The sequence below is a fragment of the Anabaena sphaerica FACHB-251 genome, from assembly GCF_014696825.1.
In the GTDB taxonomy this organism is placed as follows: domain Bacteria; phylum Cyanobacteriota; class Cyanobacteriia; order Cyanobacteriales; family Nostocaceae; genus RDYJ01.
On sequence record NZ_JACJQU010000001.1, the window covers coordinates 81,485 to 102,809 of the forward strand.

Consider the following 21,325-nt stretch of genomic DNA (forward strand, 5'->3'; position numbering starts at 1 on the left):
CTAATGTATTTGATCTTAACTCATTCTCAGGCTTACCTTCATAGTTTTAAACAACAATCACCGAAGAGTTTTGAGTTTTGATCTGTAACCTGATGTCTAGGACAGGCATTTTGGCTGTCAGTGGCAAAAATATGGGGAGATTTATGATTGGGAGGTTTTTTATTTGTAAGTTGCTGACGGTGATTCAGATAAATTGCTCAGTAGTAACCTTTACTCAGTATTCAATCAATTTTGCATTCTCTCAGTTCCATGAGACAGCAATTATAACTATGATGATAAATATTTAATGGTTTAATCTTTCTTATGAATTTTAAACAAGAATGCAATATATTTAAACACCGCCACCCTGAGCAATGCGACTTTCTTAATTATGAATTATGAATTATTAATTCGTACTAGCTCCCGGTCTTGTTAATTGCTAGGGTAGGCAAGATGCCTACCCGAAAATAAATGTGATGTATTCCATGCCAGCAGTGAGAACAGCCAAAGGTTGAGAAAGTCAGGCTTCATGTTAAGTTTCGTCGAGCAATTCTTAGTGAGTTTTATTCAGTACCGGCAATTCTCTGAGATTTTTTGAGCAAGCTTCTCGTTTAATTTTACCTGTGCGGATTGCTTCGTATAGGGTAGTAAGAGCTTTTAAATCATCCGACTGATAGCATCTAGTTGCCAATACTTGAAGGAGTAGACCCTCTGATTCAACACTAAGATATCCAGTTTGGAAGGCAGATGCAATAATTGTGCGAATCATGATAAACAGGGCATAATGAACGATTTATCATTTCTAGTGTGGAACACTTGCTCCCTAAATACATTGATATAGGACAGTAAATATTCGTGATTGTCATTACATAAAATTGTGATCTCCGTCACGATGAAAAAAACAAATCATATAATATATAAGGTTATGAACTAAGCACTTATAAAAAATAAGTGCCAAAAATAACATACAATATTAAATTGCTAAAAAAGAATTTTGTTTTTAATTATACAAGCTATTTAATTACGTAATTAATATCTAGTATTTAAAAGCACAAACTAAAATAAGATTTCATCATGGTAAAAACTGGCGGAAATCTTCATCCTCTTGACTTAATTGCACCCAATTTAAGTTGAGTGATTGGAATTTTTGTACCAAGCGATCGCACGCTGGGCGCTCAGTGGCATAATGTCCAGCATCAATTAAAATCAGTCCTTGATCTCTACTTTCTTGGAATTGATGAAATTTACAATCAGCGGTGAGATAGGCTTGGGCGTTGGTTTTCACGACTGCGGAAATAAAACCTGCTCCCGAACCACCCAAAACAGCAACTCGTGAAATTTGTTGTTGTAAATTCGCAGCGGGGGAAAAAATCAACTTTGGGGGGTTAAGTTGATGTTGAATTGTGGTGAGTAATTCTTGCAATGTTAAAGCTGCTTGTAACATTCCTACCCGGCCATATCCTAAACCCGATTGGGTAGGAACTATGGGAGAAACGGCTTGCAGATGTAACATTTGCGCCAAAACATCCGCTGTGCCATCATTTACCTGGTCGAAATTTGTATGGGCGCTGTAGATACCGATATTGTGAGTAAAAGCTAACTTCACCATTTCCCCTAGTGGTTCCCCACTGCGTAGAGATTTGGGGGGATTAAAAATTAGGGGATGATGGGCAAAAATCAGATTAGCATTGAGAGCGATCGCTTCTGCCATCACTGCTAAAGTCGGAGTCAAACACACTAATACCCGTGCTTCTTCCTCTAAAACACCCGGCTCAATCTGCCAACCGCAATTATCCCAGCTTTCACACCAAGCCGGATTTGCCCATTCTTCAAACCAGGTGATTAAATCAGCAATTTTCATGAGATGTTTTCGCCGTAATTTTACGTAATTACACAGTTAGAGGGTGATTCAACCAACCATTGTAGCCTCAATCCAACTACGATAAGTCCTCAGTATGATGTCAGTTTTTGAGCTTCGCTACTCGCTAGAGATATAGTTATCATATCTCTGAGGATAGAAAATAGGGGACAGATAGCACCTGGGAAAATACTTAGGGAATACTATTTATCAATGCTTGCTTAAACTTCTCAGCAGTCTGAAAAGTAATTTGCGGCTTTTCCACTAAAGCTAAATCTATCACTTCAGCTAATTTTTTAGGAATTGTTTTATTACGTTGAAGAATAGGTACAGGGTCATTTTGCAAGACTGCTAACCAAGGATCACCTGTAAAATCACGGGGAAAATATCCCGTTAGCATATTATATAAACAAGCTGCTGTTGCCCAAACATCAACTTCTGGTAGCGAGTTTTGAAAATCTAGCACCTGCTGACGTGGGATAAATGCAGGTGTACCCATCTGATTTCCTGTCAAAGTTTGACCACTTAAACCAGCTAGATCAAAAGCTTTCGCTAAACCATAATCACCTATTTTCGCCACTATTTTATCATCGATGTATGTAATCAAAATATTATATGGGTTTAAATCACGGTGAATCAAACTTTTACCTGTTCCCATTTTCCCATCAGGAATTTCTACTTGATGGGCATATATCAAACCATCGAGAACTTGGATAATAATTTCTACAGCGATATTAACAGGTAAACGCCATCCTGACCTTTGCATTAAATCCCAAACATTACCTCCTTCACAGTATTCCATGATAAAAAAGAAAGTTTCTTCAGCAAAGCCATAATCTAACAACTGCACTATATGAGGATTTTGCAAACACTTGGTCTTTTCTGCCTCCTCCAAAAACTTCTGTATACCCTCTTCTTTCCCAGCAACCGCTGGGGACATCAACTTTATAGCCACAAATTTTCTTAACTTGCTATTTTCTGCTAAAAATACTTCACCCAAACCACCTTTACCAAGAGACTTGACGAATTTATAACAGGAAATTATTTGCAGATTCTCGTTACCCTCTGAAGCTAAATCTAGTAATTGGTGAATGATGTTTAAAAAATTTGGTTTTACTTTTTCTATAACTGGAGTTGGCGTTTTAATTAGCTGTGATTCTTCTGCTTCTATGCCTATTTTAAATAAAATATCCCCCAATTTAATTTCATCACCATCTTGTAAATCATATTCTGGAAAATTTAATTTTAAACCTTCTCGTGCGGTTTGATTGCGTTTCCTTTGTCCGATTTTTTTACCATTAACAAAAGTGCCATTTAAACTTCCCAAGTCACGCACACGAATATCTGGGGGGTTAATATCTAATAAGCAGTGATATCGGGAAATAGTCATATCAATTTCATTAGCTAATTGTAAATTACAATCATGATTTCTGCCAATGATACAAGTGCTGCGAGAATCAAAACTATATTCCTTTCCAGAGAGTGTACCTTGAGTGATGGTGAGAGTAATTTTAGATGGCATGGTAAATTTAGGAGGTAAGTGGACTATTTAATATATGAATATATGTTGGATTTGCTTTTATAGTTTTTTATAGAGCAGTTGATAGGGTGCTTAGGACATCAATTGATAGTCAAACTCTGAATACAAGAGGGTTTTACTCCTGACTTCTGACTCCTGAATTCTTACTTAGTATTTAATCACATTTTTAACCAGAAATGTGAACTACTAACTCTCTGCTATGATTATGCTGGCGATGTTCCCAAATGTAAATACCTTGCCATGTTCCCAAGACTAAATGGCCATTATTAATGGGAATGTTTTCGGAAGTATGGGTTAAAACTGTGCGGATGTGTCCTGGCATATCATCAGCACCTTCGGCATCATGGATATAATGGTTGCCTTCTGGTACCAATTTAGCCATAAAATTTGCTAAGTCTATTAATACATCAGGATCAGCATTTTCTTGAATAACTAAACTGGCTGAAGTGTGACGCAAAAATAAAGTGCAAAGCCCAGTTTTAACCCCAGAATCTGCGACTATAGCAGCAATTTTTGAGGTAATATTCTGAAAAGATTTGCCAGTAGTAGAAATTCTTAATAATTTTTGGTAGTGTGTCATTGCTAATTTATAGGTAAGGATTCATAACTCATAATTGAATTTTCGGAATTTATCAATTATCAATTATGATATGTGGGTAGAAGCTGCTATTTAGGGAAAGAATAAACCTTTAATATTTCCCCATTTCCCCAAATCACGCGCTTATAACTAAAGCTGATAGCTGACTGCTCACCCCTGAATGCTTCCCTGAAAATAATCTATCACGGCTTTGGCTATAGTTTCATTACCATCTTTAGCTATTGGTTGCGCTTGCTTTGGTGGTTGGGTAGAGTCATGGAGAAAATCCCAATTGCCGTCAAAAAATTCTGTTGGTGTGATAATTTGATGGTGGTTGTAATTTTTAATTCCTTCTAATAGCAAGGCAGCTTCAGCAAAGTCATTACGAGGTATGGTAATAATAGGCAGTCCTAGAAGTGTAGCTTCTGCAAAAGTGCTGTACCCAGGTTTAGAAACGACTCTTCCACAAATTGGCATAAAATCGACAGGACGGTATTGACGATTTTGAACTTTAATTAAGTTAGGCAACTCTGGTGCTAAGGCATCAAAGGTGATAAATTGCCAATCAGCAAATTTCCTAATATTATCATAAGGAATTGCCTGTAAACCCAAACCTCCAAATGTTAATAAGATGGTTTTTTCTGGTGGTGCAGTTATTCCCCAAGTGGTGCGTATTTCATCAATGGAGAAGTTGGGAGAACCACCTGTTAAACCCACATCTAGGATGTTGGGAAAAGCGGACATTGGTTCATGGAAGGGAAGACGAAACAAGCGATCGCTTTTATTATACCAATCACTGATCCAATCAGCAATTTCTATAAATTCTCCTCCCCAATGGCGATAAATAAACTCCCAACTAAAGTTACTTGTCATCCAACAGGGAATGTTTGCCGCTTTCGCAAAGCCAGCCGCAAGAAAGGGAATATCTGCCAAAATGAGATTAACACGATTTTGACGAATAAAATTAACTTCCGACGCAATTAACGAATTCTGATTTTTTTTAATCTCTCTTAACTTTTCTAGAGTGGCTGCTTTATCCATTGACAAACTATCAGCTTGAACAACACCTAAATCAAATGATCTTTGACGCAGGATAAAATCACCTTTTATATAGGATTCTAGCAGCCATCGAGGTGCAGTTGTGACAAGAATTAACAGCACTTCTGGACATAATTTTTGAATTGTTGCGGCTATTGATGCAGTGCGGGTAGTATGGCCAAAGCCGTGATTAGTAATGGCTATATATAAAATTGGACGTTTCATGGTTGTTTCGGTTTTGATTTACCTCACGCATAGACGCGTTAGCGGCTTCTCTCAGACTAGACGTAAAGATGCCAAGAATAGCAGAACTTATAACGTTTCCCAGTCTAATGAAGTACACACCAATTTATTCGCTGTTCCCTGTTCCCTGTTCCCTGTTCCCTGTTCCCTGTTCCCTAAAACTAAAAAACTTTGTACCTCACGAGCATGGGAACTACTATATCTGTATCTTTGGGTGTAGCTTAAAATTGACATTTACAGATGAGAAAATATTTCGATTGCTGCTATTAATTGGTCAATTTCTGATTCTAAAGTTAGGTAATGAACACTAACGCGAACACAATTAGGATTGGCAATTGTGCGAGTTAAGATTTTTTGGGATTCTAAAAATTGAACTAATTTGGAACTAGGCTGATTATTAGCAAGCTGAAAGGCAACTAAACCGCTTTGAGGTGGAGAATTTTTTAAACATTTGACATTTGTTAATGCTGTTAACTTTTGCCAAAGATATTCACTGTTTCTGCAAATTTTCTGATAGCGTTCTTCTGCGGTTCCCCACTGATTATGAACGGCGATCGCTTCCCTTAAACCCACATATAATGGAGTTGCCAAGGTAGACACTTCATATCTTCGCCCATCTGGTTGCCAATTAATAGGTTGTGCTTGATTGTTGGTAATTACTCCATCCAAACCAATAAATGTCGGTTGTAACATTTCCCGCGTTTGGGGTCGCACATACAAAGCACCTACACCTGCTGGTCCACATAACCATTTATGTCCAGTAAAAGCATAGAAATCAACCCCTGATTCTGTTAAATTTAAAGGCAGAACCCCAACAGATTGAGCCGCATCTACCAACAACAAGGAATTGTTATTCCTGCATATTTCTGTTATTTTGTCAATAGGCAAAACTTGACCTGTATTCCATAAGACATGACTTAAAATTACTAGTCGTGTATTGGGGCGTAAACTTTCGGCAATAATAGTGACAGGATCGCCCTCGTTTAAAGTTGCCATCAGGGGACAAGTGGAAACTTCTATAGCGAATCTACGACTAATTTCTTGAGCAGTGGCAATCACTCCCGGATGTTCACAGTCGGAAAGCAACAAATGATCACCAGCTTGCCAATCAATTCCCCACATTCCGATGTTACAGCCAATGGTGACATTACCTGTGAGGGTAATCGTGTCAGTTGGTACATTTAATGTAGATGCGATCGCCTCCCTAGTAGCTTGCATCTGGGGAGATATCCAGCCATAAGCCTCAGCACCAAAAGGTCCTATTTCCTGAATATGCGCTTGAGTTTGTGTGATAGCATCCATCGCCCCTTGAGGCATTGGTCCTTGTCCCCCATAATTAAAATAAATTTTATTCGCTAAAGCTGGAAATTTGGCGCGATGGTGATGCAACATATCAATTTTGGATTTTAGATTTTGGATTTTGGATTTGAAATTTAAAATGTTAAATCCGAAGATTTAGCCTAAAAACCTATATTAATAATATTATTCTTCCTGCCTCCTGCCTCCTGCCTCCTGCCTCCCAAAATATCCCAATTATTGTTAAATTAAATGAATGATCATTAATGCTGAACTCCTACTCCAATATCAACGCTGTAAGCGGCGGCCTTTTTTAGATACTCATGGTGACTATAGCCAGCGAGATGTTACCCATGAGTTGCTGGTGAAAGTGCAACAAGACAAACTCACTCATCAGCAAAGCGTGTTAAAAAACTTGGCGGCTTATCACCAGCCTGATTATCCCTCCAGGAACTGGGAAGCTGGTGCAGCAGCAACTGTAGAATTAATGCAGCAAGGTGTTGAGCTTATTCATCGCGGAGTGTTATTAGCCACTTATGAAGAAAAATATACTTTACTGAGTCGTCCAGATTTACTTGTCAAACAGCCAGGAACATCCAGCTTTGGTGACTGGTTTTATGTTCCTGTGGATATTCAACTAGGTAAACGTCCCAAACAAGAATATCAAGTTGTCGCTGCTTTTCACGCGGAGATTTTGGGGGCGTTACAGGAAGTAATCCTGGAAGAAGCTTGGCTGATATTGCGGAATAAGGATGCAACTTATGTGGTGGACTTAGATAAATGGACACCACAAATGCTTGATATTTTGGCGGAGTATATTCAAGTGGTTGAGTCACCAGAAGCACCGGAAGTATTTATTGCCCGGCAAAAGTGCAATCTCTGTCACTGGTATCATCATTGTTATGCGATCGCCCAATCTCAGCAACATCTCTCCCTGTTACCAGGTGTCACCCCAATTCGCTACACTCAACTACAAGCACTATCTACCACTACTTTAGAAGCAGTCGCTAACATCAGTCCCAGCACGTTAGAAAACTTGATTGGTTTTGATCCTGAAGTCGCATCCAAACTCATATTGCAAGCGCAATCAACATTAACAAAACGTCCTTTAATTTTACCCTACGCTTTACCTGGAGAAAATCTTACATTTACAGCCCCCATCGAGTTATATTTTGATATTGAAGCACAACCAGATTTAAATTTAAATTACCTATTGGGGGTTTTAGTAGTTGATAGACAAGAGAACACAGAACAGTTTTATTCATTGTTAGCAGAAACACCAGCCGAAGAAGAATTAATTTGGCAGCAATTTTTAGATTTAGTTTGCCAATATCCCCAAGCACCAATTTATCATTTTTGTGCTTACGAAGTTGAGACCGTCAAAAAACTAGGGAGACTTTACCGTACACCTTACTCCTCAGTCAGTCCGATACTCAATCGCTTTGTAGATATTTATGAACAATTAACACAAAGCGTTGCTTTACCAATAGAAAGTTATGCCCTCAAAGCGATCGCTCGTTGGTTAGGATTTGAGTGGCGTGATCAAGAAGCTAGTGGTGCCAAGTGTATTTACTGGTATGATCAATGGTTAGAAACAGGCGATCACACCTTACTAGAACTGATCCAACGCTACAACGAAGACGACTGTCGCGCCACCCGCAAAGTTAAAGACTGGCTAGTTAACTTTTTTCAAGCCGAATATGCTAGAAAACTGGCGTAATCCAATTTTAGATTTTAGATTTTGGATTTTGGAAACTACACTCTACTTTCCCACCCAATTTTTTATTTTTTATTTTTCATAGGCATTATTTATCCATGCAACTGATCAAAAAACTCAGGAAACCACCGTTAATTATTTTAATTATTTATTTTACCATCACCATCATAATTATCAGTCTATTCCTCAGTAATTTAGCTTCTGCAACAACTAAGGTAACTGGTATAGATTTCATTGGTGCAGCCACTTTACCCACAGGATACTCCTTCCAAAAAACCGAACTGGGAGGATTATCTGGAATTACCTACGATGCCAAAAACGACCTTTATTATGCCATTTCTGACGATAGAGGACAAAAAGCCAACCCTCGATTTTATACCCTAAAAATTGACCTCAGCACAGGTAAGCTAACTAAAGATGGAGTTACTCCCGTAGCTGTCACCACTTTATTAAACGAAAATAACCAAAAATTTACCCCCAGAACCACTGATACAGAAGGTATTACTTTAACTAACAAAGCAACTGTATTGATTTCTTCTGAAGGTGATGTTCAAAAATTAATTAATCCTTTTATTAAAGAATTTTCCCTTGCTTCTGGTCAAGCTATTACCACTTTACCCATACCAAATAAATTTCTACCAGATTCAAAAAATCAGCAGGGTATCCGTAATAACCTAGCCTTTGAAAGCCTCACCATCACACCCAACAATCAATCATTATTTACAGCGACTGAAAACTCACTAATTCAAGATGGTGCAGCAGCCAAACCAGGCTTTGCTAATTCTTGCCGCATCTTGCAGTATAGCCTGGACAACAACCAACCTGAAAAAGAATTTCTTTATCAAACAGAACCAGTCACACCCCTATTCAATTTTACAGGCAGGTTTGACAGTGGATTAACTGATTTACTCTCCTTGGATAATCAAGGACACTTACTGAGTCTAGAAAGGACTTTTACTGGTTTGGGATTTGCTATTTCCTTGTTTCAGGTTTCCCTGGAAAATGCAGATGATATTCACAATCTTGATAGCCTGTCAGCGGTTGACATCAAAAAAATCAAACCCGTAGAGAAAAAACTACTCTTAGATTTGCAAACTCTGGATGTAGCACTAGACAACATTGAGGGCTTAACCCTTGGTTCTAAACTACCTGATGGACAAACTTCGTTAATTTTAGTCAGCGACAACAATTTCAACAGACTGCAAAGCACCCAAATCCTAGCCTTTAAACTCAAGCTGGAATCACCCTTAACCAGGCTATTGCGGTTGCTGCCAGTTCCCATTCCTCAATAACTGATTTCCAGTATAATTACTCTCTACTGAGGTTTTAAGTTAGTACAATTTAAGTATTTATACGGTTACAAAATGATTACTAAAATATGTTACATAAGATGAGGTAGCTTTTACCAAGTCAATCAAAGTGATTTGATATCAATTAACAGGATCGATGAGCTATAGCCATCCTCAATCATTGGTGTCCAAATTAAATGCTATTGTCTGCCTCCACAAGTAGAAATTTAGCACTGCTAAATCTTTACAAAACAAACATATTCATCATCGCATAGCGTGATTGAGATTTATGTATACGTAGAAGAACATAGTTGTAATAATTTTGCTAAAATATCCTGTAGTAAATATCTATATTTATTTTGTAGTCTAGCATAACAAACAGGATATGAATGAATCCAAAACATCATCAGACATTTATATTGGGCAATTATTAAATAACCGTTATTTAATTAGAAATTTACTTGGTGCAGGAGGCATGGGTAGAGTTTACCTAGCAGAAGATGTCACCAAGGAATGTATGTTAGTTGCTGTGAAAATGCTCTCTTTAAGTATAGGAAATAAACATTTAGCAGAACGCTTTGGTAGAGAAATTTTTATTGGCGCTCAATTAGGGAAAAAAAGTCCACATATTACCCGTGTGTTCACTTATGGCATCACCAATGAAAGAGTGCCGTTTTATGTTATGGAATATCTGCGGGGGAACACGATAAAACAAATTCTGAAAGTTGAAAGTTTAACCATATTAAGATTTTTAGTAATGTGCCAGCAAATTTGTTTAGGTTTACATTGCGCTCATCAAGGAGTAACCCTAAATGGCAAAGTTTATCCTATTATCCATAGAGATATTAAACCAGAAAATATATTCATTAATAATAATGGTAAAAAAACAGAAATAGTCAAAATTCTTGATTTTGGGATTGCCAAATTTTTGACCGAGAGTAGTGGAATGACAATGACTGAATCTTTTATAGGCAGTTTACCTTACTCCTCTCCAGAACATATGCAAGGGCAGAAAATTTTAGATGTGCGCTCTGATATTTATAGTTTAGGCGTGTTGATGTTTGAAATGCTCACAAGAAAACATCCATTTCATACAACAAGCCACTCTTTTAGCACTTGGTGTAAACTTCATTGTATTCAAGCTCCACCTACATTTGAAGAAGTCAATCCCCATGTCAGTATTCCCCAGGAATTACAACAATTAGTAATGCGTTGTTTAGCAAAGGATGTGAATGACAGACCCCAGAGCGTCAAGGAAATATTAGATGATTTAGTTAAAATTAAAGCACAGATTGAACAATATCCTAGCCATGATGGTGAAAAACTACAGCCGGAGCATAATGTCAAAATAGTACCTTTAACATCAATTTCAGAACAAGAGTGTTGGCAAAAACAGTGGCCTAAAAATAAACCAGTGGGATTAATTTGTTTTCCCCATCTCTTGCATACACCCAAAGGGAATATATTAACTTTGTGGGCTATGTTACCTCAAGCAGAAATTCGGAAATTAAAAGAAAAAATACATACTACTGAATTTATTAGTAAAATAGAAGATTACCCAATGATATTGTGGGTGACAATGTTATATGATGAGCAGTCTGATCTGATTAGATGGTTATCTTATTACTTGGATATTAAAGATAATAAAGAAGAAAAAATCTTGCGGAATTTAGCAGGAATTGGCTACTATCATCTGTTATTGTTCGCCCGTGAAGATCCTCATAAATGTAGTCATGTCATGACCTTTATGCTAACAGCCAAACAGCGTCAATATCTATCTGATGCCATCAATTTAAGTCAAAATAAAAATTTCGATAAACTTACTTCTTCCCATCAAGCAAAAATTCTTCTCAAAATAGAATATGAAAAATTAAAATCACAAATTAGCAAAAAGCTCAATACCAAATCCAAAAAACCAGGAGGTTTTTTCAAATCTTGGCTAGTGAGATTATTTGATTTATTTAAATCTTAATCATAAGTAAGTGGGCGTTAAAAATTGTCGTTATGACAAGGGAACAGGGAACGGGGAACGGGGAAGAGGGTTTTGGTGAATTTACTTTTTGTTACATACTACTCTTCGAGAAGCCGCTACGCGTCTACGGTTTTTTCCCACCGACTTACTTACTCTAGCAATCAACATCAATTACTTCCAATAAATTCAGGTTCAGATTTAGAGGTTATTAAAGTGAACACAGGCCCATTTGCGTCTCCAGAAAATCAGGAGTTGCTTGCCAACCGTTATCAACTTCAAAAGTTAATCGGTAAAGGTGGCATGGGTGAAGTTTTTTTAGCATCTGATGTTTTGCTAGGAGGTACACCAGTTGCCATAAAATTTTTATCCCAGACATTCACCAACCCCAAAATTCAAGCTAACTTTAATCGTGAAGCCCTTCTGAGTGCAGCATTGAGCCAAAAGAGTATACATATTGTCAGGGCTTATGATTACGGTGTTAGTAAAAGTGGTAAGGCATTTTACGTAATGGAATATCTATCTGGCCAGATTTTAAAAGATTTAATTCCTGTACCTCTACCCATATTTCTCAATCTTTCACGCCAAATTTGTTTAGGCTTGCAGTGCGCCCATGAAGGCATTAGTATGGATGGTCAAATTTATCCATTAGTTCATAGAGATATTAAACCAGCTAACATAATCGTAATTCCTGATCCCATTTTGGGGCAGTTAGTAAAAATTTTAGATTTTGGGATTGCGAAATTTTTAAACTCGGCAACACCAAACAAAACTAAAGGATTTCATGGAACTTTACCCTATTGTTCCCCAGAACAATTAGATGGAGGAGAATTAGACAGCCGCTCTGATATTTATAGCTTGGGTGTGATGATGTTTGAAATGTTGACAGGTAAAAAACCTTGGCAACCAGAAACTAACTATTTTGGCGCTTGGTATAAGGTACATCAATTTGAAAAACCAAGAGAGATGGCTCTGGTAAACCCCTATATTGAAGTACCTCAGCAGTTAAATGATTTAATTATGGCTTGTCTGGAGAAAAAACCAGAGAATAGACCCCAAAATATGAGAAAAATTCTGCAAGTCTTGGCAAATATAGAAAAGTCTAGCCAACAAACGACTTTCACAAGTTTAGATAAAAAAACTACTTCTGATGATGCCTTGATTTCTGAATATTCAGAAAAGATTACCAATAGCTACGGGCAAATTGTCTGGCCTGAAGATAAGCCTATTCAGGAAATTGTTTTTCCTCAGCTGATAGATACTGGAAAAACTTCTGTGCCTGCTCTGTGGTTAATGTTACCACAGAAAGAAATTAAAAATCGCGCCGATACAAAACGCTATAACCAGTTTATCTTTATTACCTCTCCCCATCCGATGCTGCTGTGGATAACGGTACTTTACAATAGGCAAGTCGAACCCAAGTGGTTGCCCTGCTACCTAGATATGCAAAATCCCCACAATCTCCAGTTAGTATCGTCCTTGGCGGAAAATAAGTCCTACCCTTTGATTCTCTTCACTCTAGAACCCCCTCATAACTGTGCCAATATCCTCAGCAGCAGCATTGCTCCAGCACAGAGACAAAAGTTGAAAAATTGGGTTAAACAAAGTCAGCAACTACCATCCTCCTCTCAGTCCCACGTCAGCAAAAAGTTGTTAAAGCAGCAGTACAAGCAGATACAAGCTCAAATATTGGAACATCTGGAATCTCAAATCCAGGCTGTAGTTTAGGTGATTGGTGATTGGTGACTGGGAAAAGGTAAAAGATTATTCGCCCCTGGTTACCCTGCTTCTTGCTCCCTGTTCCCTGTTAAGAGTTCCTTGTGAAAAAAACTCAAAATTTTTTCTTCCAACTACTTGACAAGTAAAAAATCATAGGCAATAATAATAAAGTTGAAAACAACAAGGGACTGTAGTTCAATTGGTTAGAGCACCGCCCTGTCACGGCGGAAGTTGCGGGTTCGAGCCCCGTCAGTCCCGTTATAAAGATACTAAAAGCTGAGTAATGGGAAAAGCACCCGTTTATGCTGGTTTTATCAGCCTGGGAAAATAGCCCACAGAGATGGTTTATAGCCAGTCAGCACTTGTTATAGTGATCTTGCTTTGTGAGAGAGAGAAATAACTGTGTCTGTAAGAGTTCGTATTGCTCCTAGTCCTACTGGGAATTTACATATTGGTACAGCGAGAACTGCTGTATTCAATTATTTATTTGCCCGTCACCATGATGGGAAGTTTATTCTACGCATTGAAGATACAGATTTAGAGCGATCGCGCCCTGAATACACCGATAATATTCTGAGTGGACTACGCTGGTTAGGATTGAACTGGGATGAAGGGCCATTTTTCCAATCTCAACGTTTGCACCTCTACAGGGAAGCAGTACAAAAATTGTTAGATCAAGGATTAGCTTATCGCTGCTACACCACATCGGAAGAATTAGACGCGCTACGGGAAGGACAAAAAGCCAGAAACGAAGCACCCCGGTACGATAACCGTCACCGTCACCTGACCCCAGAACAATGCGCCGCTTTTGAAGCTGAAGGACGCTCCTCTGTGATTCGCTTCAAAATTGACGATGGACGAGAAATTGTTTGGAATGACTTGGTGCGGGGTCAAATGTCATGGCGTGGTAGTGACCTTGGTGGTGATATGGTAATTGCCCGCGCTTCAGAAGAAGGTATTGGTCAACCACTGTATAACTTTGTCGTCGTTGTGGATGACATTGATATGCAAATTACTCATGTCATTCGTGGAGAAGACCATATCGCCAACACAGCTAAACAAATTCTTTTGTATGAAGCTTTGGGTGCAAAAGCTCCCGAATTTGCCCATACACCCCTGATTTTGAATCAAGAAGGGCGCAAACTTTCTAAACGGGATGGAGTAACTTCTATTTCTGACTTTCAGAAAATGGGTTTTACTGCGGAAGGTTTAGTCAATTATATGACCTTGTTAGGTTGGTCTGCCCCAGATTCTACGCAGGAAATATTTACCTTAGACTCAGCAGCAAAGGAGTTTACCTTTGAGCGGGTAAATAAAGCTGGTGCTAAATTTGACTGGGATAAACTGGATTGGATTAATAGCCAATATATCCATAATATGCCTGTTGTTCAGCTGACAGATTTACTCATACCTTTTTGGGAGGAAGCGGGGTATCAATTTACTGATGCTAGAGAGCGTCCTTGGTTAGAACAGTTGGTGAGTTTAATTGCTGCTAGTCTGACTCGGTTGGTGGATGCTGTCCCCATGAGCAAAATGTTTTTTACTGAAGCGGTAGAGTTCAGTGAAGAAGGTTCAACTCAACTTCAGCAAGAAGGTGTGAAAGCGACGCTGCAAGCTATTCTTACAGCTTTAGAAAATCAGCCGGAACTTTCAGCAGATACCGCTCAAAACATCATTAAACAAGTGGTGAAAGAGCAAGGTGTGAAGAAAGGGTTAGTCATGCGATCGCTCAGAGCGGCTTTAACTGGGGATGTGCATGGGCCTGACCTAATCCAATCATGGTTGTTATTAAATCAAATTGGTTTAGATAAATCTCGGTTAAATCAAGCAATTTCAGCCGCTAATTAGCTGATACGGTGACAGGTGATAGGGAACTATGACCGAGATCCCCGACTTCTTAAAGAAGTCGGGGATCTATCCGAGCGAAAATTGGGAACTTGAAGTGTAAGAATCATGTCTTTAAAAATACTTAGAAAAAAATATAATTACAATGCCCAAAAAATCTTTCAATACAGCAATAAAATTATCTTTGATGATAGTGACGATGGGCATCACAACTTTAATTCATCCCATTGTCGATGCTCAAGAAACGCCACCTATTTTTGGTGATATTACCATTGGTCGCCAATTTTCGCCTGATCCGCTGACAGTGCGGGGAATGAGTGGTGGTTCAATTCCTGGCAAACAAGTGAACGGAGGAAGTGAAACCCCTACGGGTCCATGTAATGGATTTGTAGATGAAGCGCCAGACCATACCCTAAAATTAACAAGTAAATTTGACTACCTAAAATTACAAGTGGAAAGTCCAGCAGACACCACCATCATGATTAAAGGACCCGGTGGTACTTGGTGCAATGATGATTTTGATGGTAAAAATCCTGGCATTGTGGGTGAATGGTTGCAGGGAATTTACCAAATTTGGGTTGGTTCCTACGAGAAAGGTAAATATCTTCCCTACACTTTAAAAATTACAGAAGTTAAGTAGGTCAAGGGTTTGGGGGTTTTAATGACGTGGATAAAGATAACCAAAGGAACTTGCTGTGTTCTGACGACCTTGCATTTGTATTAAAATGAGAATTAAGTTAACTTTAATTAAGATTCTTGATAGACTCACTGGATCTGCCGTAAAGCCTTAATGGTTTTTTTGGGCATTCATGAACAGTCATCAAATATCCAATTAAACAAAATGGATTTATAAACATCCGTTACACAGCAGTCCTATTGGCATCTAGAGGCAAATTAGAAGATGAAATTTTCTTGGAGAGTCGTAGCACTCTGGTCAGTGCTGGCTTTGGTAATTGGCTTTTTCTTCTGGCAAGGCGCTTTTGCAGGCGCTCCTGCGGACGCAAGTAAGAATGCAGCTAATACCCGCATGAACTACGGACGTTTTCTGGAATACTTGGACGCTGATCGCGTTACCAATGTAGACCTGTATGATGGGGGCAGAACTGCAATTATCGAAGCTAATGACCAAGATATTGAAAACCGCGTGCAACGCTGGCGGGTAGATTTACCTACTAATGCTCCTGAGTTAATCAACAAACTCAAAGAACATAACGTCAGTTTTGATGCTCATCCCATCCGCAATGATGGCGCTATCTGGGGTTTGTTGGGTAATCTGATCTTCCCAGTGTTGTTGATTACTGGTCTATTTTTCTTGTTTCGTCGTTCTAATAATCTTCCCGGTGGTCCTGGCCAAGCGATGAATTTTGGCAAGTCCCGCGCTCGGTTCCAAATGGAAGCGAAAACCGGAGTAAAATTTGATGATGTGGCGGGAATTGAAGAAGCTAAGGAAGAATTACAGGAAGTTGTTACTTTCCTCAAACAGCCAGAAAGATTTACTGCGGTAGGTGCAAAAATTCCTAAAGGTGTATTGTTAATTGGACCTCCTGGTACTGGTAAAACTCTACTAGCAAAAGCGATCGCTGGTGAAGCTGGTGTTCCTTTCTTCTCAATTTCTGGTTCAGAATTTGTAGAAATGTTCGTTGGTGTGGGTGCTTCCCGTGTCCGCGACTTGTTCAAAAAAGCCAAAGATAACGCTCCTTGTATCATCTTTATTGATGAAATTGACGCTGTAGGTCGTCAACGGGGTGCAGGTATCGGTGGTGGTAATGATGAGAGAGAACAAACTCTCAACCAACTGCTGACCGAAATGGATGGTTTTGAAGGTAATACTGGCATCATCATTATTGCTGCTACCAACCGTCCTGATGTTTTAGACTCCGCACTGTTGCGTCCTGGTCGTTTTGACAGACAGGTGACAGTTGACGCACCTGATATTAAAGGACGCTTGGAAGTTTTACAAGTTCATGCTCGCAATAAGAAATTAGATCCCGGTGTTTCCTTAGATGCGATCGCCCGTCGTACACCTGGTTTTACAGGTGCAGATTTAGCTAACCTCCTCAACGAAGCAGCTATTCTCACCGCTAGAAGACGCAAAGACGCAATTACCCTGTTAGAAATTGATGATGCAGTAGACAGAGTAGTTGCGGGGATGGAAGGTACTCCTTTGGTAGATAGCAAGAGCAAACGCTTAATTGCTTACCATGAAATCGGACACGCTTTGGTCGGTACTTTATTAAAAGACCACGACCCAGTACAAAAAGTTACTCTCATTCCCAGAGGACAAGCACAGGGTTTAACTTGGTTTACTCCCAACGAAGAACAAGGTTTAATTTCTCGTTCTCAACTCAAGGCCAGAATTACTGGTGCTTTGGGTGGTCGTGCTGCTGAAGAAGTGATTTTCGGTGCTGCGGAAGTGACAACTGGTGCGGGTGGAGATTTGCAACAGTTATCAGGAATGGCACGACAAATGGTAACACGGTTTGGGATGTCGGATTTAGGTCCTTTGTCACTGGAAAGCCAACAGGGTGAAGTATTCCTGGGTCGTGACTGGACAACACGTTCTGAGTATTCTGATTCTATTGCTGCTCGTATTGATGCTCAAGTTAGAGCGATCGCCGAAGAGTGCTACGATAACGCTAAGAAAATTATCCGTGAACATCGCGGTGTTACAGACCGTTTGGTTGATTTGTTGATTGAAAAAGAAACCATTGACGGTGAAGAATTCCGTCAAATTGTTGCTGAGTACACTGTTGTTCCTGATAAGTCACAGTTTGTACCTCAACTGTAATTTCTAATCTATAAAATTTTGTGAGTGGATGTGGTTGATTTGACCATATCCATTTTTTTGCATATGAATTTATCTCACGCAGAGGCGCAGAGAGAAAGAGTTTGAGAAATGGAATTTTTGTAGGTTTTCGCTACAATTTAATCACTTAGAAAAAGTTTTACTTTTATGCTATTGTCTAACAAATATTATCTATTAATTTAATGCTGGTTATGACTGATTTTAATTACTACATCCAAGACATACAAACCAACATTAAACGCGGTGGAGAACGTAGTCATTACCCTAGCTTACAACGTCTCATTGAAGGTTTAATGATTGGTATTAATGCCAGAATTGAAGAAAAAGGTAATCAAGAAGGTATTCCTGATTTTACTATCAGAAAAAATGATCGAGTTTTGGGATATGTAGAAGCTAAGGATATTAATGTTGATTTAATTAAAACAGAGAAAACTGAACAGATTAAACGTTATTTAGAATCCAATATTGGTTACAATTTGATTTTAACTAATTACCTGGAATTTCGTTGGTATGTCGATGGAGAATGTGAAAAAACTGCTAAATTAGCTGATTTAGAAAAAGGTGAAATTACGCTGGTTGATGATTTACAACCTATCACAGAATTACTACAATTATTTCTTGAGCAAAAAGCCAAAGATATTAATAACTATTATGATTTGGCTAAAGAAATGGCAGCTTATACTAAAACTATTAGAAACGCGATTTTTTCAACTTTAGATATAGAAGCAAACACCGAACAATTAAATCAATTAAAGGAAACATTTAAACAAATATTGATTCTGGATATAGATAATCAAAGTTTTGCGGATATGTACGCTCAAACTATTGCTTATGGTTTATTTACTGCTAGAATAGGTCATGCACAAAACCCTGGACAATTTGCATTTAACCGGACAACAGCAAGTATTTATATTAGTGATAGAATCCCTTTTTTAAAAGGTTTATTTGATATAGTTATTGCTACTGATAGCGTTAGTAAAATTCACAAGTCAATTGAAAATTTAGTAGAATTATTAAATACAGTTGACATGACCAATATTTTAGAAACTTTTGGTAGAGAAACGCGCACAGAAGACCCAGTTATTCACTTTTATGAAACATTTTTAGCTGCTTATCAATCTTCATTAAGAAAAAGTCGAGGAGTTTATTACACTCCTGAACCTGTAGTTAATTTTATTGTGCGTGCTGTTAATGATATTTTAGTGAATGAAGAAATCTTTGATTTACAACATGGTTTAGGAAATCGTAGAGTCACAATTCTTGACCCCGCAACAGGTACAGGAACTTTTTTATATGCGGTTATTAAACAAATTCGAGATAATGTCGCTAAATATGGGATTGATAAATGGAATAGTTTTTTAAGAGATGCAAAACTGGTAAATCGTCTCTTTGGGTTTGAGTTATTAATGACTCCCTACACGATAGCACATTTAAAATTAGGTTTATTATTAGGAGATTTGGGTTATAAATTTGCACCAGAAGAAAGATTAAAAGTTTATTTAACTAATGCGTTAGAAGAAGGAATAAAACAAGGTGATTTAATTCCTGGTATTACGCAAATTATTGCGGAAGAATCCAGTCAAGCAGGAAAAGTGAAAACAGAAGTTCCGGTAATGGTGGTATTAGGAAATCCTCCTTATTCTGTCAGTTCTCAAAATGCGAGTAAACGCAAAAGAATCTTAAATCAAGATGAGAAATATTTAGCTGATGTTGAATATACGGGTTCAGTTTGGAATCGGATTTATAAAACCGGAAAAGCGGGTAAAACTATTACTGAGTTAACCCATATTGGGGAACTTTTAGAATTATACAAGGGGAGAGTAAGGTTAGAAAAAGAAAAGAATATTCAACCTTTAGATGATGATTATATTAAATTTATTCGGTTTGCTCAATATCAAATTCAAAAAACACCTAAAGGTTATGGTATTATTGGTTTTATTACTAATCATTCCTATCTCAATGGGTTAATTCATCGGGGGATGAGAGAGGAGTTATTAAAGTATTTTGACACTTTATATATTATGGATTTGCATGGTAATTCTTTATTAAAAGAAACTACACCAGATGGAAATGTTGATCAAAATGTTTTTGACATTCAACAAGGTGTATCTATTTTAATTGCTGTGCGCGAAAAAAGCGAACCTGATTATTTTTCTACTGCTTATAAATCCAGAGATGGTATCAAGGAAAAAGCTAAGGTGTGGTATTATGATCTGTGGGGAAGTCGTGATGAAAAATATAAGTTTTTGGAATCTGCAAGTTTAAGTAATGTTGACTGGATAGAGTTAAAACCAACTGCACCTAATTACTTTTTTACAGCTATTAATTATTCTCTAGATATAGATAAAGAATATCAAAATTACTGGAATCTTCAGGATATATTTTTAGTATATTCTAATGTCATAGAAACAGGAAAAGATGATGTTTTAATTTCTTTCGATAAAAACACAATACACGAATTTATTAAAAAATTATCTAATCCTGAAATTCTTGATCAAAATATAGCTGATATTTATAAAATTGCAGATTCTTCCAACTGGAATTTTTTTAAATCTCGATTATTGATTATCAAAGATGGGATACAAGAGGATTTAATTCAACCGATATACTATAGACCATTTGATATAAGATTTACCTATTTTCATAGTATTCTTAGAAGAATGCAAGAAAAAGTTTTAACAAATTTAATTCAGGATAACCTGGGACTATTAGCAATGAGACAAGTAGCTTCAGGAGATAATCAATATACACATTTTATGGTTTGTAATCAAATAGTTGATAATCGTAGTTTTTTTAGTAATAGAGGTAGGCCAAGTGTTTTCCCTCTCTACACTTATCCAAATACAGAAAATCAACAAACCAACCTTTTTATAGAAAGAACTCCTAACTTATCTCCTAAATTCTTAGAAAATATCACAGATAAACTCGGTAAAACACCAACACCAGAAGCAATATTTTACTATGCTTATGCTATTTTTCATAGTCCAACCTATCGCACTAGATACGCAGAATTTCTCAAGATTGATTTTCCTCGTCTTCCCTTAACCAGTAATCAAAAACTCTTTAATTCTTTAGCTACCAAAGGAGAAGAATTAGTCAATTTACATTTAATGAAATCTGAAACACTTGATAATTTAATTACAACTTATCAACCAATAGGAGATAATCAAATTACCGAAGTTACCTATAATTCAGAATTGCAAAGAGTTTATATAAATAAACAGAATTATTTTACAAATATTCCTCAACACATCTGGGAATTTAAAATTGGGGGATATCAAGTATTAGATAAATGGTTAAAAGATAGAAAAAACGCCAATCGTGTATTATCTGAAGATGAAATTATTCATTATCAAAAAATAGTAGTTGCTTTAACAGAAACCTTGCGGTTAATGCAGGAAATTGATACTTTAATTCCTGGTTTTCCAATAGAGTAAATATTCATGATA

At 37.6% G+C, this 21,325-nt stretch carries 14 protein-coding genes and 1 tRNA gene; 9 read left to right on the forward strand and 6 right to left on the reverse strand.

Annotated elements, in window-relative coordinates; genetic code table 11:
* Positions 1 to 532: 532 nt before the first annotated feature.
* From H6G06_RS00300 to H6G06_RS00325, 6 genes are all read right to left on the reverse strand, one after another.
* Entirely contained in the window at positions 533 to 748 is a 216-nt protein-coding gene (locus H6G06_RS00300; RefSeq protein ID WP_190555954.1) for a hypothetical protein, read from the reverse strand.
* A 303-nt stretch (positions 749 to 1,051) separates the two neighbouring features.
* Complete coding sequence (locus H6G06_RS00305) at positions 1,052 to 1,840, reverse strand: Nif3-like dinuclear metal center hexameric protein (RefSeq protein WP_190555956.1); 789 nt, start codon at positions 1,838 to 1,840, stop codon at positions 1,052 to 1,054.
* A gap of 190 nt (positions 1,841 to 2,030) precedes the next feature.
* A complete protein-coding gene (locus tag H6G06_RS00310; protein WP_190555958.1) occupies positions 2,031 to 3,359 on the reverse strand; it encodes a protein kinase domain-containing protein in 1,329 nt (442 codons plus the stop codon).
* A gap of 184 nt (positions 3,360 to 3,543) precedes the next feature.
* Positions 3,544 to 3,957, reverse strand: coding sequence for a secondary thiamine-phosphate synthase enzyme YjbQ (locus H6G06_RS00315; RefSeq protein ID WP_190555960.1), 414 nt, complete (start codon positions 3,955 to 3,957; stop codon positions 3,544 to 3,546).
* Between the two features lie 168 nt (positions 3,958 to 4,125).
* Entirely contained in the window at positions 4,126 to 5,217 is a 1,092-nt protein-coding gene (locus H6G06_RS00320) for a glycosyltransferase family protein (RefSeq protein ID WP_190555963.1), read from the reverse strand.
* A 252-nt stretch (positions 5,218 to 5,469) separates the two neighbouring features.
* Positions 5,470 to 6,627, reverse strand: coding sequence for an aminotransferase class V-fold PLP-dependent enzyme (locus tag H6G06_RS00325; protein WP_190555965.1), 1,158 nt, complete (start codon positions 6,625 to 6,627; stop codon positions 5,470 to 5,472).
* 160 nt (positions 6,628 to 6,787) lie between these two features.
* On the opposite strand from H6G06_RS00325, the gene H6G06_RS00330 reads away from it, so the two are divergent.
* From H6G06_RS00330 to H6G06_RS00370, 9 genes are all read left to right on the forward strand, one after another.
* Entirely contained in the window at positions 6,788 to 8,251 is a 1,464-nt protein-coding gene (locus H6G06_RS00330; protein ID WP_190555966.1) for a TM0106 family RecB-like putative nuclease, read from the forward strand.
* Between the two features lie 95 nt (positions 8,252 to 8,346).
* On the forward strand, positions 8,347 to 9,540 hold the full coding sequence (locus tag H6G06_RS00335; protein ID WP_190555968.1) for an esterase-like activity of phytase family protein: 1,194 nt from the start codon (positions 8,347 to 8,349) through the stop codon (positions 9,538 to 9,540).
* Between the two features lie 382 nt (positions 9,541 to 9,922).
* Positions 9,923 to 11,509 (forward strand): serine/threonine-protein kinase, encoded by a 1,587-nt coding sequence (locus tag H6G06_RS00340; protein ID WP_190555969.1) that lies wholly within the window; start codon positions 9,923 to 9,925, stop codon positions 11,507 to 11,509.
* A gap of 213 nt (positions 11,510 to 11,722) precedes the next feature.
* On the forward strand, positions 11,723 to 13,234 hold the full coding sequence (locus H6G06_RS00345; RefSeq protein ID WP_190555971.1) for a protein kinase domain-containing protein: 1,512 nt from the start codon (positions 11,723 to 11,725) through the stop codon (positions 13,232 to 13,234).
* A 175-nt stretch (positions 13,235 to 13,409) separates the two neighbouring features.
* Positions 13,410 to 13,483: transfer RNA gene (locus tag H6G06_RS00350), tRNA-Asp, on the forward strand.
* A gap of 144 nt (positions 13,484 to 13,627) precedes the next feature.
* Positions 13,628 to 15,073 (forward strand): glutamate--tRNA ligase, encoded by a 1,446-nt coding sequence (gltX, locus tag H6G06_RS00355; protein WP_190555973.1) that lies wholly within the window; start codon positions 13,628 to 13,630, stop codon positions 15,071 to 15,073.
* Positions 15,074 to 15,215: 142 nt separating this feature from the next.
* The gene (locus tag H6G06_RS00360) at positions 15,216 to 15,710 is read left to right on the forward strand and encodes a hypothetical protein (RefSeq protein ID WP_190555975.1); all 495 of its coding nucleotides are present in this window, start codon (positions 15,216 to 15,218) and stop codon (positions 15,708 to 15,710) included.
* 261 nt (positions 15,711 to 15,971) lie between these two features.
* Positions 15,972 to 17,858: an ATP-dependent zinc metalloprotease FtsH2 gene (ftsH2, locus tag H6G06_RS00365; protein WP_190555977.1), complete on the forward strand. Its 1,887-nt coding sequence runs from the start codon at positions 15,972 to 15,974 to the stop codon at positions 17,856 to 17,858.
* Positions 17,859 to 18,067: 209 nt separating this feature from the next.
* Positions 18,068 to 21,313: a type ISP restriction/modification enzyme gene (locus H6G06_RS00370; protein WP_190555979.1), complete on the forward strand. Its 3,246-nt coding sequence runs from the start codon at positions 18,068 to 18,070 to the stop codon at positions 21,311 to 21,313.
* The last annotated feature ends 12 nt before the right edge of the window (positions 21,314 to 21,325 follow it).